This is a genomic window from Mesorhizobium maamorense (assembly GCF_044998965.1).
Classification (GTDB): Bacteria; Pseudomonadota; Alphaproteobacteria; order Rhizobiales; family Rhizobiaceae; genus Mesorhizobium.
In genome coordinates, this window is the sequence record NZ_CP173356.1 from 457,998 (window position 1) to 471,804 (window position 13,807).

At 61.5% G+C, this 13,807-nt stretch carries 13 protein-coding genes; 12 read left to right on the plus strand and 1 reads right to left on the minus strand.

What is annotated here, in order from left to right; all coding sequences use genetic code 11:
• The first annotated feature begins 1 nt into the window (after window position 1).
• Genes ACIU1A_RS02780 through ACIU1A_RS02820 form a run of 9 tightly spaced genes read left to right on the plus strand, consistent with a single transcriptional unit; the run spans window position 2 to window position 8,361 of the window.
• Window positions 2–310, plus strand: coding sequence for a TrbC/VirB2 family protein (locus ACIU1A_RS02780; RefSeq protein WP_404926527.1), 309 nt, complete (start codon window positions 2–4; stop codon window positions 308–310).
• Window positions 310–579, plus strand: a complete 270-nt coding sequence (locus ACIU1A_RS02785; RefSeq protein ID WP_404926528.1) for a VirB3 family type IV secretion system protein — start codon at window positions 310–312, stop codon at window positions 577–579. Before ACIU1A_RS02780 ends, ACIU1A_RS02785 begins: the two co-directional genes overlap by 1 nt.
• The gene (trbE, locus tag ACIU1A_RS02790; RefSeq protein ID WP_404926529.1) at window positions 573–3,023 is read left to right on the plus strand and encodes a conjugal transfer protein TrbE; all 2,451 of its coding nucleotides are present in this window, start codon (window positions 573–575) and stop codon (window positions 3,021–3,023) included. Before ACIU1A_RS02785 ends, trbE begins: the two co-directional genes overlap by 7 nt.
• Window positions 3,020–3,745, plus strand: coding sequence for a P-type conjugative transfer protein TrbJ (gene trbJ, locus ACIU1A_RS02795; protein WP_404926530.1), 726 nt, complete (start codon window positions 3,020–3,022; stop codon window positions 3,743–3,745). The genes trbE and trbJ overlap by 4 nt, the downstream gene beginning before the upstream one ends.
• Before the next feature lie 31 nt (window positions 3,746–3,776).
• The gene (gene trbL / locus ACIU1A_RS02800; protein WP_404926531.1) at window positions 3,777–5,099 is read left to right on the plus strand and encodes a P-type conjugative transfer protein TrbL; all 1,323 of its coding nucleotides are present in this window, start codon (window positions 3,777–3,779) and stop codon (window positions 5,097–5,099) included.
• Window positions 5,100–5,831 (plus strand): conjugal transfer protein TrbF, encoded by a 732-nt coding sequence (trbF, locus tag ACIU1A_RS02805; protein WP_404926532.1) that lies wholly within the window; start codon window positions 5,100–5,102, stop codon window positions 5,829–5,831.
• Window positions 5,821–6,849, plus strand: coding sequence for a P-type conjugative transfer protein TrbG (gene trbG / locus ACIU1A_RS02810; RefSeq protein ID WP_404926533.1), 1,029 nt, complete (start codon window positions 5,821–5,823; stop codon window positions 6,847–6,849). The genes trbF and trbG overlap by 11 nt, the downstream gene beginning before the upstream one ends.
• Before the next feature lie 13 nt (window positions 6,850–6,862).
• The gene (locus tag ACIU1A_RS02815) at window positions 6,863–8,086 is read left to right on the plus strand and encodes a TrbI/VirB10 family protein (protein WP_404926534.1); all 1,224 of its coding nucleotides are present in this window, start codon (window positions 6,863–6,865) and stop codon (window positions 8,084–8,086) included.
• Window positions 8,087–8,088: 2 nt separating this feature from the next.
• On the plus strand, window positions 8,089–8,361 hold the full coding sequence (locus ACIU1A_RS02820; RefSeq protein ID WP_063171452.1) for a DUF2274 domain-containing protein: 273 nt from the start codon (window positions 8,089–8,091) through the stop codon (window positions 8,359–8,361).
• 316 nt (window positions 8,362–8,677) lie between these two features.
• On the opposite strand, the gene hemN is transcribed toward ACIU1A_RS02820, so the two are convergent.
• The gene (gene hemN / locus ACIU1A_RS02825) at window positions 8,678–10,027 is read right to left on the minus strand and encodes an oxygen-independent coproporphyrinogen III oxidase (RefSeq protein ID WP_404926535.1); all 1,350 of its coding nucleotides are present in this window, start codon (window positions 10,025–10,027) and stop codon (window positions 8,678–8,680) included.
• A gap of 155 nt (window positions 10,028–10,182) precedes the next feature.
• Here hemN and ACIU1A_RS02830 point away from each other — a divergent pair, with 155 nt between their 5' ends.
• The 3 genes from ACIU1A_RS02830 to ccoO all read left to right on the plus strand — a co-directional run bounded on the left by ACIU1A_RS02830 (window position 10,183) and on the right by ccoO (window position 13,805).
• On the plus strand, window positions 10,183–10,932 hold the full coding sequence (locus ACIU1A_RS02830) for a Crp/Fnr family transcriptional regulator (RefSeq protein WP_404926536.1): 750 nt from the start codon (window positions 10,183–10,185) through the stop codon (window positions 10,930–10,932).
• A 522-nt stretch (window positions 10,933–11,454) separates the two neighbouring features.
• On the plus strand, window positions 11,455–13,083 hold the full coding sequence (gene ccoN / locus ACIU1A_RS02835; RefSeq protein ID WP_404926537.1) for a cytochrome-c oxidase, cbb3-type subunit I: 1,629 nt from the start codon (window positions 11,455–11,457) through the stop codon (window positions 13,081–13,083).
• On the plus strand, window positions 13,074–13,805 hold the full coding sequence (gene ccoO, locus ACIU1A_RS02840) for a cytochrome-c oxidase, cbb3-type subunit II (RefSeq protein ID WP_404926538.1): 732 nt from the start codon (window positions 13,074–13,076) through the stop codon (window positions 13,803–13,805). Before ccoN ends, ccoO begins: the two co-directional genes overlap by 10 nt.
• Window positions 13,806–13,807: the final 2 nt, after the last annotated feature.

A 13,807-nucleotide genomic window follows, 5' to 3' on the forward strand; every position in this document is an offset into this window, starting at 1 on the left:
CATGCGCAAGAAGCTTCGCTTTCTCTGGGCCACCACGCTCGCTTTTCTTCTCACGTTTCCGGCATACGCCACCGGCTCCGGCATGCCTTGGGAGCAGCCGCTGCAGCAAATCTTGGAATCGGTGCAGGGTCCGGTGGCCAAGATCATCGCGGTCATCATCATCATCACCACCGGCTTGACACTCGCCTTTGGCGACACGGCAGGTGGGTTCCGTCGGCTCATCCAGATTGTCTTCGGTCTGTCGATCGCCTTTGCCGCATCGAGCTTCTTCCTCTCCTTCTTCTCCTTTGGCGGCGGGGCGCTCGTCTGATGCTGGCCGGAGAGCACATAGATGGTTTCGAGGTTCCGGTTCACCGGGCACTGACCGAACCGATCCTGCTCGGCGGCGCGCCGCGAGCGGTGGCGATCCTCAATGGCACCGTTGCCGCGGCCATCGGGCTTGGCTTGCAGCAGTGGATTGCGGGACTGGTGCTGTGGATCTGCGGGCACACTGTGGCTGTCTTCGCGGCCCGCCGCGACCCGGACTTCGCCGGCGTGCTCGTCCGCCACCTTCGCCTGAGGGGGTGGCTTGCATGCTGAATCTTTCGGAATATCGGGGCAAGGCCGACCGGCTTGCCGATCATCTGCCTTGGGCCGCACTGGTCGCGCCGGGCATCGTGCTCAACAAGGACGGCAGCTTCCAGCGCACATTTGCATTCCGCGGCCCTGATCTCGAGAGTGCAACAGAAGCCGAACTCATCGGCATCTGCGCGCGAGCCAACAATGCGCTCAGACGCCTCGGCTCTGGCTGGGCATTGTTCTTCGAGGCCGAGCGCATCGAGGCGCTGTGCTATCCAGACTCGCGCTTCCCAGACGCTGCGTCATGGTTGGTCGACGAAGAACGGCGCGCGGCCTTTCAAGGCAAGGTCGCGCACTACGAGAGCCGCTACCACCTGACGCTGGCTTTCATGCCGCCGCCGGATAGCCAGGCGCAGGCGCAAAGCGCTCTCGTCGACTCGCATCATTCACAAGGCGAGAGAGAGTGGCGCCAGGAACTGGCGCGGTTCCGGGACGAGACCGGCCGCGTGCAGGATCTCCTGTCGGGCTTGATGCCCGAAATACGCGCACTGGATGATGCCGAGACGCTGACTTACCTCCACGGCACGATCTCGACCAGCCGCCATCCCGTCACCGTGCCGGAAACACCGATCTATCTCGACGGCATCCTGGTCGATGCGCCGCTTACTGGCGGATTGGAGCCGATGCTTGGCGACCAACATCTGCGCACGCTCACCATTCTCGGTTTTCCGAATGTCACACGGCCCGGAATTCTCGATGCGCTTAACCACCTGGATTTCGCCTATCGCTGGATGACACGCTTCATTCCGCTCGACAAGACGGACGCCGCCAAGACGCTGACACGGTTGCGGCGGCAGTGGTTTGCCAAGCGCAAATCGATCGCGGCCATCCTGCGCGAGGTGGTGACCAGTGAACCTGTCCCGCTCGTCGACAGCGACGCCGAAAACAAGGCGCTCGATGCCGACGCCGCACTCCAGGCGTTAGGCGGCGATCATGTCGGGTTCGGCTATCTGACGACGACGGTGACGGTATGGGACGAGGACCATCAGGCCGTCGCGGCCAAACTTCGCGCGGTCGAGCGCGTCGTCAATGGCCTCGGCTTCGCAATGATCCGTGAAGGCGTGAATGCGGTCGAGGCCTGGCTCGGCTCGTTGCCCGGCCATGTTTACGCGAATGTGCGCCAGCCGCTCGTTCACACATTGAACCTCGCCCATTTGATGCCGCTTTCCTCGGCTTGGGCCGGCCCGGCGGCGAACGAGCATCTCGCCAAGGTAATCAAGGCAGAGGCCTCGCCGCTTCTCTTCGCCTCAACCAGCGGGTCGACACCGTTCCGGCTCTCCACCCACGTCGACGATGTCGGCCACATGCTGATCGTGGGACCGACTGGTGCCGGCAAGTCGGTTCTCGTTGCCCTCTTCGCGCTGCAGTTCCGACGCTATGCCGGCGCGCAGGTCTATGTCTTCGACAAAGGCAATTCAGCCCGCGCCGCAATTCTTGCCATGGGTGGAGAGCACCACGCGCTGCGTGCGCACGGTGCGCTTGCCTTCCAGCCGCTGCGCAAGGTTGACGATCCGGCCATCCGCAGCTGGGCGGCCGAATGGATCGCCGGACTCATCGCTCATGAGAACGTCACCGTCACCCCAGAGGCGAAAGAGGCAATCTGGTCGGCGCTCACCAGTCTTGCAACCGCGCCGACACAGGAACGCACACTCACCGGCCTGTCGCTCTTGCTTCAGTCCAACGCGCTGAAGTCCGCATTGATGCCCTACACGCTCGACGGCCCCTTCGGCCGCTTGCTCGACGCGGATGACGATCGGCTGGCCTTGTCGGATGTGCAGTGCTTCGAGACCGAAGAGCTGATGCACAGCCAAGGCGCTGTTCTGCCGGTGCTCACCTATCTTTTCCATCGCCTCGAAGCACGGTTCGATGGGCGACCGACCTTGCTCATGCTCGACGAGGCTTGGCTCTATCTCGACAATCCGCTCTTTGCCGCCCGCCTGCGCGAATGGCTGAAGGTACTGCGCAAGAAGAACGTCTCCGTCATTTTCGCCACGCAGTCACTGGCCGACATCGCTGGCTCTGCAATCGCACCGGCTATCATCGAGAGCTGCCCGCAGCGCATCTTTCTTCCCAATGATCGTGCTGTGGAACCGCAGGCACGGGAAGCCTACGAGCGTTTCGGCCTGAACGAGCGGCAGATCGAACTGGTCGCGCGCGCCACGCCGAAGCGGCACTACTATCTGCAATCGCGCCGCGGCAATCGTCTGTTCGACCTGGGCTTGGGCGCCGTCGCGCTTGCGCTCTGCGGTGCCTCCGATCCGGCCAGCCAGACCCTGATCGACAGGATCCTGTCGGAGCATGGGCAGGACGGCTTTGCCTCCCACTTCCTAAATGCCCGCGGTCACGAGTGGGCCGCCGAGCTTCTCCGCCAATTCCCTCAACCAGACATGGAGCAATCGTCATGATGCGGCGCCGTTTCCTTTCAGGCCTGATCACCCTTTCCCTGATCGCCAAACCGATGGCCGACTATGTCCAGCCAGCATATGCGCTCATTGTCTTCGATCCGTCGAACTATACCCAGAATGTGCTGACGGCGGCGCGCTCGCTGGAGCAGATCACCAACCAGATCCAGTCGCTCCAGAACCAGGCGACCATGCTGCAGAACATGGCGCGCAACCTTCAGAGGCTGGATTTTTCTTCGGCGGGCCAGCTCACCGGTTCGCTGCAGCGGATCGACGGGCTCATAGACCAGGCGAGTGGCCTGAGTTTTGATCTGGGCAAGCTGCCGGACCAGTGGCGCAATCAATATCCCGAAAGCTACGACGCCACGATCAAGGTCAGCGATGTGGCAACCGCAGCGCGCAAGCGCTGGCAGAGCGCCATGCAGGCGTTCCGGCAGACGATGGGTGTCCAGTCGCAGATCCTCCAGAACGTCCGCGGCGATCGCGACCTGCTTGCTGATCTCGTCAACCGCAGCCAGGGTGCTGCCGGTGCGCTTGAGGCAAGCCAGGCCACCAACCAACTGATCGCGCTGTCAACCAAGCAGCAGATGCAGATCCAGACGCTGCTCGCGACGCAGTTTCGCGCTGAGGCGGAGGACGCGGCTCGCAAGGCGCAGTCTGAAGAAGCCGCCCGCCAGACGACAAAGCGGTTCCTCGGCACCGGCACGGCCTATCCCGCCAACTGATCACCAGTTCTTTCACGAGGGGGAAGACGGAATGAACGACCTCGGGGTCATCGATCGCTTCATGGAGACTTTCATCCGCTATATCGACAGCGGGTTCGGTCTGCTGTCGGGCGATGTCGCCTTCCTCACCACGACGCTGATCGGCATCGACATCACGTTAGCCGGGCTCGCTTGGGCATTCGCCGGCGAGCCCAACATTCTGGGCCGCCTCGTCCGCAAGGTGCTCTATGTCGGCGTCTTCGCTTTCATCCTGAACAATTTCAAGAACCTCGCCGACATCATATACCGCTCCTTTGCCGGGCTGGGCATCAACGCTTCTGCCGACAATCTTTCCCCCGACAATCTCCTGCGGCCCGGACGTATTGCCGCCACAGGTTTTGAGGGCGCCTGGCCGCTGCTTGACCAGGCAAGCCAGCTTCTTGGCTTTCCTGAAATCTTCGGCAACGCGCTCACCATTTTCGTGCTGCTCGTGGCCTGGTTCCTGGTCATCATCGCCTTCTTCATTCTTTCCATCCAGCTCTTCATCACCATTCTGGAGTTCAAGCTCACCACTCTCGCCGGATTCGTTCTGGTGCCCTTCGCACTCTGGAACCGGTCGGCGTTCCTGGCCGAGCGTGTGCTCGGTAACGTAATCTCGTCGGGCATCAAGGTGATGGTGCTTGGCGTCGTCGTCGGCATCGGGTCCACACTGTTTGGTGAGTTCGCTTCCGCGCTGCAAGGCAAGGAGCCGGATTTGGCCGCAGCCATGTCGCAGGTGTTGGGCGCGCTGGCGCTTCTTGGGCTGGGCATTTTCGGACCCGGAATAGCATCCGGTCTCGTCTCCGGCGCCCCGCAGCTTGGTGCGGGCGCCGCACTGGGTACGGCCGCGGCCGCGGTCGGTGCAACACTCGTTGCCGGAGGTGCCGCGGTCGCTGGCGCGCGCGTGGCAGCTGATGGCGGGCATGCCGCAATTCGAGCCGGTACGACCATTGGTTCGGCAGCTTCCTCAGCGTGGCAGTTGGGGCGTGCGACCTCGCCTGACTCGGGCATGTCCGGTGTGGCTGCTGGGATGCAGGGCGTGGCGGGTGCCTCCAGTGGCGCCGCAATGCGAGCGGCACGATCTGCCGCGGGAACCTTCGGGCGCAGCGCCGATGCCGGGCGCCAAGCCGCATGGACCGCGACCGGCGGGTCGCCTGTCGCGACGATGAATGAAAGTGCCGCGGGTTCGACCGCCGACGCGGCCCCTGGCTGGGCCAGGCGCCTGCGTTCCCAGCAGTCTGCGCGAGCCCACCGCCACGCCGCCATACAGGCCGTGCGTGATGGTGACAGACCGGGCGGTAGCGCCAATCCCTCTCTCAACGACAAGGACGACTAGATGCTCTTCAAGCGATCCGTTCAACGCTACGGCAAGACACCCGAGCCCACTACACCGTACCAGAGGGCGGGCCACCTGTGGGATGAGCGCATCGGCTCATCGCGGGTGCAGGCCCGCAATTGGCGGCTGATGGCTCTTGGCTGCCTGGCGCTGGCAACCGGGCTCTCGGGCGGGCTCATTTGGCAGTCCATGCAGAGCCGGGTTGTGCCATACGTCGTCGAGGTCGACCGCTTTGGCGAGGCGCGCGCCGTAGCCTCGGCAATCCGGGACTACGAGCCAACGGATGCCCAGATCGCCTGGCATCTTGGCCGCTTCATCCAGAATATCCGTTCCGTTTCCACCGACCCGGTGTTGGTGCGGCAGAACTGGTTGGCGGCCTATGACTTTGCCACCGACCGCGCCGCGCACTTCCTCAACGAATATGCAAAGGCGAACGACCCTTTCGGTCAGATCGGCACGCGCAGCGTGTCCGTCCAGGTGACCAGCGTGGTGCGGGCCTCCGACAGCTCGTTCCAGGTCAAATGGACCGAGCAGGTATTTGAGCGCGGCAGCCTTGCCAGCATGACCCGCTGGACGGCGATCCTAACGGTCATGATCCGGCCGCCAAGCAATACCGACCAACTGCGCAAGAATCCGCTCGGCGTCTTCATCAACGCCATCGATTGGTCGCGCGAGCTCGACAGCGCCGCGCCGTCATCCGTTTCCCCAAAGGAGCCCGCCAATGACAAATAGAGCCCCCTCGCTCCGTGCCGCGCTGATCCTGTCGGCCTCAGCCGCGGTACTGTCCGCCTGCGCGTCCAAGCCAGTGCCGCCGCCCGAGATTTCCTATGACGCTGCCGACTTCAAAGCAGCATCAATCGAGAAGCCGCCGGAGAAACCGGTCAAGATCGTCGAGGTGCCAAAGCCGCTACCGCTGCCCGGCCAGTCGCAGCCTGACCCGGTCAAGGGCGCCGAAGACAAGCGCTCACCTGAAGAACGCGTTGCCGATGCCAACAAGGCCGCAACGCGGCAGCCAACCAGGTATGGCTATGTCAACGCGGTCCAGATCTATCCCTTCACCGACGGTGCGCTTTATCAGCTCTTTGCCGCGCCGGAGCGCATCACCGATATTGCTCTGCAGCCGGGCGAGAAGCTGACAGCCGTATCCGCCGGGGACACGGTCCGCTGGGTCATAGGCGATACCGTCAGTGGCACCGGTGACAGTCAGCGCACCCATGTCTTGGTGAAGCCGTTCGCGCCCGAGCTTACCACAAATCTGGTGATCACCACGGATCGACGCACCTATCACTTGCAGCTCCAAAGCACGGAGAAGACCGCAATGGCGGCCATCTCTTGGACTTACATCGAAGACCAGATCCTTGCGCTGCGCCGGCGAAACGTTCAGGCCGAGGCTGCTACGCCGGTCGCGTCGAATGTTGCGCTCGAAAATATCCGATTCCGCTATTCAATCGCCGGCGACACACCGCCGTGGAGACCGACACGGGCCTTTGACGACGGCAGCAAGGTCTACATCGAATTCCCGCGCCGCATCGATCAGGGCGAGGCGCCGCCGCTCTTCATCGTCGGTGCTGACGGCGGCAATCAGCTAGTCAACTACCGCATGCGCGGCAACTACTACATCGTCGATCGCCTGTTCGCCGCGGCCGAACTGCGCCTCGGCGCCAAGCCGCAGCAGGTCGTGCGCATCACAAGGATTGACGGTCGGCAATCGCCGCGTCGGATGCCGCTCTTTGCCGGTTTTGGCAGGTGAGGGGACAAGGCTCATGACCGATAAGTCCCACTCCAATGCGCCGCCGAAACTTGATCCCGACCAGCTCCAGTTGCGCGCCTCACCCCGCGCGGCTGTGCGCTTCAGGCGAGGTGTGATTGTCGCGATCGCTGCCGCCGGATGTGGTGCCATTTTGGGCGTTATGATGATTGCGCTTCAGGGACCGGCATTGCGATTCAAAGGGCATGCGGAAGACCTCTACCATCCTGACCACAAGCCCACCGCCGAGGGACTCGACGGGCTGCCCAGGGATTACTCCGGCGTCAAGTCTAAGCCCCCGGTGCTTGGACCGCCGCTACCCGGTGATCTCGGCCGCCCCATCCTCGAGCGGCAGCGCCAACTCGGCATCGCGCCGGGACAGGACGTCTCCGCCGAGGATCAGCGCCTTGCCCAGCAGGCGATCGAAGCGCGCGAGTCGCAAGTGTTGTTCCGAATCGACAATCGACCGAGAACGACAGATCTCGCGGGCGGCGGGGAGAGTGTACAGCAGCGGCCTGAAGCGGTTCCGCAACCGGGAGCGACAGGCGCGTCGGCTTCCGTCGTTCCAGCCGAGGGCGATCAGAACAACCAACAGCGCAAGCTGGATTTTGTCAGTCAGCGGAGCACAAGCGGGATCTACAATCCGCATGCGCTGCAGACGTCTGCTTCGCCCTACCAGCTGATGGCTGGCAGCGTGATCGCGGCAAGCCTGATCACCGGCATCAATTCCGACCTACCCGGCCTTGTCGTCGCGCAGGTCACAGAGAATGTCCAAGACACAGTCACGGGCAGCATCTTGCTCATTCCACAAGGTTCACGGCTGATCGGCACCTATGACAGCGTGGTGGCGTTTGGGCAAAGGCGCGCATTGCTGGTCTGGCAGCGAATAATCCTGCCGGACGGTTCCTCGATCGAAATCGACAATCTGCCGGCAACCGACAGCGGCGGATATGCAGGGCTTGAGGACAAGGTGGATTTCCACACCTGGCAGCTGATTAAGGGGTTTGCGCTTGCGACCTTGCTTGGCGTGGGCACCGAATTGAGCCTCGGAGACAATGAAAGCGATCTGGTCAAGGCGATCCGCGAATCCGCCCAGCAGAATGTCAGTCGAGCCGGCCAGCGCATAACTGAGAAGAATCTCAATGTTCAGCCCACCATCACTATCCGACCAGGCTGGCCGCTGCGCGTCATCGTGCACAAGGACCTTTTGCTGCGGCCGTACAAAGTTGAACGGGAGTGATTATGGCCAACTTGAAACTTGGTAAGCTTCCAGATCGAACGCCTTTGAAGATCACCATCACCGTGAGCGCGGAGTTGAGCCAAGAACTCAATGCGTATGCAGCGCTCTATCGTCAGACCTACGGCGAGTCTGAAACGGTGGCGGAACTCATCCCTTTCATGCTGGCGGGATTTCTGGAAGGCGACAGAGCGTTTGCCAAGGCCAGAAAAGAAGGTATGGCGACGGCCAGCGTCCCGGGCAAGTCGCGGTCTCAGCCAGCTTCAGATTCCAAATGACCGCAGCAGAGAGTTGGTCAAGTGCAATGGTGGCGCACCGCCCGCTCGGCGGGTCCATCCATATGAGGCCGAGCTGTCGCCAAGATGGTCCATCGCCATCATGCGGCGGCCGATCTCGACCGGGAAGACAACCATTAACGCGGCAGCGTCGTGTGGAGGCAGCGTGGATGCAGCGCGTCAGCTTAGGTTTTCCGATCCGATTAGTATGCCTGCGTGCTTGTCATTGATTCTTCACGAGAGGGGTGCGCTGACAACATAGTGGCGTGGCGAAAGGTCACCGTGATGGACCCCTGCCCGGTCTGCGACGCACTCTGGCTCAAATTGCCACCGAGTGCCTGGCCTTTCCGCTTTCGAGATATTTGTCGAACTTCGCAGCGACGCTCCTGACAAAGGGACGACTTTCCACCGGCACGACGAAACGGTCGCCATCGAGTTCAAGCAATCGGACGGGGTTGTCGAGGGCCACGGTACTCGACCGGAGAAGGAGCTTCTGGCCGGCTTTGCCAAAGCGTTCCACCAATTCGACTGCCGAGAAGCCGAAATCGCACATCAGCCGCTCGATGATCCAGCCGCGAGCGCGGTCGTCGTTGGAGAAAACGATTCCGCGGACCGAAGCCAACCCACCCTGATCCACCATACGGCTATATTCGGCGGTTGAATGCATGTTCTGGACGTAGCCTTGCTTGAATTGGCTGATGGACGAGGGGCCGAGGCCGATTAAAGTTTCGCAGCGATCCTCGGTATAGCCCTGAAAGTTGCGACGCAAACTCCCCGAACTTGCGGCAAGCGCCAGCGGATCGTTCGGTTTGGCGAAATGGTCGAGCCCGATCGCTTCATACCCGTGCTCGAGGATGGCGCGTGCTGCCAGTTGCGATTGGGCAAGCCGCTCCTCCGGGCCTGGCAGCCAGGCCTCGTCGATCATTGTCTGATGCTTCTTGAACCATGGCACATGGGCATAGCCAAAAAGGGCGATCCGGTCCGGCTCCAGCGTGAGTGCCTGCCTGACAGTGGACAAGACACTCTCCCTGGTCTGGTGCGGCAAGCCGTAGAGCAGGTCCAGGTTGACCGATTCGACGCCGCGGGACTGAACGCCGTCGACAACTGTTCTGGTCTGCAAGAAGGTCTGCTCGCGATTGATGGCCTTCTGCACCTTCGGATCGAAATCCTGCACACCGAGGCTCGCCCTCGTAATGCCGATTTCGGCAAGCGCGTCGAGGCGGGCTTCGTCGATATCGTTGGGTTCGATTTCGACGCTGATCCTGGTGCTGGGAAGAAATGAGAAGCTGTTGCGCAATGCGGTCCCGAGGGCCACCATGTCATCGGGCTTGAGCATTGTCGGCGAACCGCCGCCGATATGGACGGCACGCACCCGGCCCTTGCCTCTGGCGAGGCTTGAGGCGCTGGCGATCTCCGCATGCAATGATCTCAGATATCTGGTCACCAGTTCATAGTGGCGTGTCTGCTTGGTGTGGCACGCACAGAACCAGCAAAGTTTGTGGCAGTAAGGGATGTGCACGTAGAGCGATATCTCATCGTCCTCGCCGAGCGCCTCCAGCCAGCCGCGATAAGCCGCAGCCTCGACGCCCTCATGGAAATGCGGTGCCGTCGGATAGCTGGTGTAGCGAGGGACGTTTTCGACAATCCGGGCAGCTACTTTCGACTGCATGTCGTGGTCACCATGTCTGCATCGCTGGAACTCTTGACTGGTTGGCCGGCCAACGCCCTGATTTCGATCAAGTGCAGCTCGGACAAACTGCCGCAAGGATTTCTCTACCCTGGATTGCTATCATGTCGGTGCTTGGGAGAGGGTAGAGCGAGCGCATGACACTACGGCAAGACATTCACAGTTCCGGCATTCCCGTTCTTTGCCGCTCTTGCGAGGGAAGGCGTCGCGGTATTTGCGGTGCGCTCGATCCAGACCGTTTGGTAGCGCTTGCCAAGACTTCGTCGCGGCACAAGATCGAGCCAGGAGTCGAACTGATCGGCGACTGCGAGGCCGTCGGCAGCTATTCGAATGTGCTTTCAGGCGTGGTGAAGCTCACAAAGAGCCTTTCGGATGGTCGCCAGCAGATCGTAGCTCTCCGGTTTGCACCGGATTTTCTGGGGCGACCCTTCAAGGTGGAAAGCGAGATCAGTGCGGAAGCAGCAACTGTTGTCACGCTGTGTTCGTTCCCCAAGTCAGTCCTCGAACGGATGATGAAGGATTCACCGGAACTCGAGCATCGCCTGCTTAGGCAGGCGCTGGACGAACTTGACGCAGCACGCGAATGGATGGTGACGCTCGGGCGCAAGACGGCATCGGAAAAGGTGGCGAGTTTTCTCTTCATGATCGCCCTGAATATCGATTCCAGTGTTAATCCGACCGCCAGCTCAGCGGCCTTCGATCTGCCACTAACTCGTGCCGACATCTCTGATTTCCTTGGACTGACGAATGAGACCGTGAGCCGGCAGCTGACTCGATTGCGAGTTGAAGGCGTGATACGGATCGAGAACAAACGTCATGTGAGGGTAGAGAGCGTCGGCCGGCTGGAGCAGCGTTGCGGCGGCCGAAGGCCGCGGCAGTTTGAATAATCCCAAGTGGCGGGGTCTGCGCCGCCAACTCGGAATCCGCGACAGGACTGCGTTCGACGCAAGGTTTTGCTACAGCTTTCGAGCCCTCGGCAGCATGGACCCGACAGCATCCGCGAGCCTTATCAGATACCCTAGCCAGCCGCCATGAGTGTTCCGGACAGCTCGCCGGTGAAGCATTGATCGTTGAGGTCCTCGTAGCCGCAATGGTAGTGGCGATGTCGCCATTTGCCTGGTTCCCGAGCCGTTCCAAGCTACGTTACGATCAGTACTTCCAAAGTCGCGGAGGGCACGCATCGACATATCGCCCCCGCCTCAACGTCCGCTCGACTTCGGGCAACAATCCACATGTCGTGAGCGGGGCAGGCCCGTCGCGCGCTCCTCTATATGCTGCCTTCTGATTTGCGCGAACTCGGTTCTACGAACAAACCTGGCGCCTGACATGGATCAGGGCGAGCAGAGGACAGCTGCGCAATTGATGCACAGCGGAGTTGGCGTCCGCCCGAGTCGGGATCAGGAATTGCGATGAAATTCGGCACAGCGATCGTCGTGGTGGGCTTATTTGCCTTTGCAGCCCTGGTGGCTGCCGGCTTCGGCATTGACGGCCCTATCCGCCAGCATATGTGGGTGCTGTTTTTTGCCCTTGCTGCCTTCACCGGGATCTTGTTGCGCAACACGGAGTTCAAGCCGGCAACTGCGATCGACCCATCCGCCTATATGGACGATCCGATCCGCTACGGCGCCATCGCCACAATGTTCTGGGGCGTTGTCGGCATGCTGGTCGGCCTCGTTGTCGCGCTGCAGCTGGCCTTTCCCGATCTCAACATTCAGCCCTGGTTCAATTTCGGACGCTTGCGGCCGCTGCACACTTCCGGAGTCGTCTTCGCCTTCGGCGGCAACGCGCTGCTATGCACGTCATTGTACGTCGTGCAACGCACCTGTCGCGCCCGCCTGTTCGGCGGCAATCTCGCCTGGTTCGTCTTCTGGGGCTACCAGCTATTCATCGTCATGGCCGCGACAGGCTACCTGCTCGGCATTACCGAGAGCCGCGAATACGCCGAACCCGAATGGTATGTCGACATCTGGCTGACCATCGTCTGGGTCGCCTACCTCATCCTCTTCCTTGGCACGATCCTGAAGCGCAAGGAACCGCATATCTACGTCGCCAACTGGTTCTACCTGTCCTTCATCGTGACCATCGCGATGCTGCATGTGATCAACAACCTTTCGATGCCGGCCTCTTTCCTCGGTTCAAAGAGTTACTCCGCCTTTTCCGGGGTCCAGGACGCGCTGACGCAATGGTGGTACGGCCACAATGCGGTCGGCTTCTTCCTCACCGCCGGCTTCCTCGGCATGATGTACTACTTCGTGCCCAAGCAGGCGAACCGGCCAGTCTATTCCTACCGCCTGTCGATCATCCATTTCTGGGCACTGATCTTCCTTTATATCTGGGCCGGGCCGCACCACCTGCATTTCACCGCTCTGCCCGACTGGGCGCAGACGCTCGGCATGGTGTTCTCGATCATGCTGTGGATGCCGTCCTGGGGCGGCATGATCAACGGCTTGATGACGCTATCCGGCGCCTGGGACAAGCTGCGCACCGATCCGATCATCCGGATGATGGTGATGGCCGTCGCTTTCTACGGCATGTCGACCTTCGAAGGCCCGGTGATGGCTATCAAGGCGGTTAACTCGTTGTCGCATTACTCCGACTGGACCATCGGTCACGTGCACTCCGGCGCGCTCGGCTGGGTCGGAATGATTTCTTTCGGCGCGATCTACTACATGGTTCCGAAGCTCTGGAACCGCGACCGGCTCTATTCGCTGCGGCTGGTTACCTGGCACTTCTGGCTGGCGACCCTCGGCATCGTCGTCTACGCCGCGGTTATGTGGGTGTCCGGCATCATGCAGGGCCTGATGTGGCGCGAATACGACGAGCAGGGCTTCCTGGTCTACTCCTTCGCCGAAACCGTCGCCGCCATGCACCCCTACTATGTGATGCGCGCCATCGGCGGCGCCATGTACCTCTCCGGCGCCCTGATCATGGCCTGGAACATCGCCATGACCATCCTCGGCCACCAGCGTGAGGAGAGGCCGATGTCGGGTGCCGCGCCTGTCCTGCAACCTGCTAGGGAGCCAAACCGATGGGCTTAATGGACAAACATGCCATTATCGAGAAGAACGCCACCCTTCTTCTCGTAGGCTCCCTTCTTGTCGTGACCATCGGCGGCATCGTCGAGATCGCACCGCTCTTCTATCTCGACAACACGATCGAGAAGGTGGAAGGCATGCGTCCCTACTCGCCGCTCGAGCTCGTTGGGCGCAACATCTATGTGCGCGAGGGCTGCTATGTCTGCCACAGCCAGATGATCAGGCCCTTCCGCGACGAAGTCGAGCGCTACGGTCACTACAGCCTGGCTGCCGAGTCGATGTACGATCATCCTTTCCAGTGGGGATCGAAGCGTACCGGGCCCGACCTCGCCAGGGTTGGCGACCGCTACTCGAGTCTGTGGCATGTCGAGCATCTGACGGATCCGCGTTCGGTGGTGCCGGAATCGATCATGCCGAGCTACGCGTTCCTCAAAGACACGCCGATCGAGGTGAAGCACTTCTCGACGCATCTGGTTGCCAACAGGCGTGTCGGTGTCCCCTACAGCGATGACATGATCGCCCACGCCAATGCCGACCTGATGGCGCAAGCCGATCCCAACGCCGACACGTCCGGCCTCGAAGCCCGCTACCCCAAAGCCAAGATCGGCGACTTCGACGGCAACCCGCAACAGGTCACCGAAATGGATGCCCTTGTCGCTTATCTCCAGATGCTCGGCACGCTGGTCGACTTCAAGAATTACGACGAAGCCGCCGGCTACCGCTGAGG